The organism is Alcanivorax sp. HI0044, assembly GCF_001634945.1.
The window spans coordinates 1-1,038 of the sequence record NZ_LWEZ01000554.1 but is presented as its reverse complement, the minus strand read 5'-3'; the positions used below and the strand labels follow the sequence as shown (position 1 = coordinate 1,038).

The 1,038-nt window shown below is 59.3% G+C and carries 2 protein-coding genes; both read left to right on the top strand.

Features of this window, described 5'->3' with window-relative positions; translation table 11 throughout:
* Positions 1–703: pyridoxal-phosphate dependent enzyme (locus A3730_RS06575; protein WP_063537750.1), on the top strand; the 703-nt coding region annotated here is incomplete at its 5' end.
* Between the two features lie 149 nt (positions 704–852).
* The coding region (locus A3730_RS06570; protein ID WP_156500994.1) for a hypothetical protein at positions 853–1,038 on the top strand (186 nt) is incomplete at its 3' end.

The following is a 1,038-nucleotide window of genomic DNA, read 5'->3' as shown; positions in this document are numbered from 1 at the left end:
GCTGACCATGCCGGACTCCATGAGCCTGGAGCGCCGCAAGATCCTCAAGGCGCTGGGCGCCAAACTGGTACTGACGCCTGGCCCGAAAGGCATGCCCGGTGCGATTGCCAGGGCGGAAGAGCTGGTACAGGAAAACCCGGACAGCCATTTGATGCTGCAGCAGTTCAATAATCCGGCCAACCCTGACATCCATGAAAAAACCACCGGCCCTGAAATCTGGGACGCCACCGGTGGTGATATTGACGTGCTGGTTTGTGGCGTTGGCACCGGAGGTACGATTACCGGTGTCTCCCGTTTCATCAAAAACGAGAAGGGCAAGGCGATCACTGCCGTGGCGGTGGAGCCAGACTCCTCGACCATGATCTCTGCTGCCCTGAAAGGGGAAGAGCCCACCCATGGCCCCCACAAGATTCAGGGCATTGGTGCTGGTTTTGTGCCGAAGAATCTGGATATGGCAGTGGTGGACCGGGCGGAGCAGGTCAGCAACGAAGATGCCATGGAATGGGCCCACAAGCTGATGCAGGAAGAAGGTATTCTGGCCGGTATTTCCTGTGGGGCGGCCATGTGTGTGGCGGATCGCCTCAGCCAGCAGCCGGAGTTTGCCGGCAAGACCATTGTGGTGGTGCTGCCGGATTCCGGCGAACGTTACCTCAGCTCCCCCCTGTTTGCCGATACCTTTACCGAACAGGAGCTCGGCCAGTAGCGCCGGGTGTCGCTGCGTGCCCGGGTATCCCTTGCGGGTTAACCCGGGCGACGTGCTGTACTGCCAGGGGCAGGCAGGGTATAAAGGCACGATAAGCCCGAAACGGGCAGTTAGTTTTCCGCCTTGAGGCGGGCTATTGGGGGAACACCATGAAGAGCACCCTGAAATACCTCGCAGTCATGCTCTGCGGTGCCACATTGCTCAACGGTTGTTATTTTGAAGAAGATGACATCAGCAGCAGTGACCGGCAGGAGCCACTTCCTATCGTGAACAATGATGCGCCGCAAGGTACACGCGTGGTGCCGGGCGAGCAGGTCATGAGCAGCGGTCGCCAC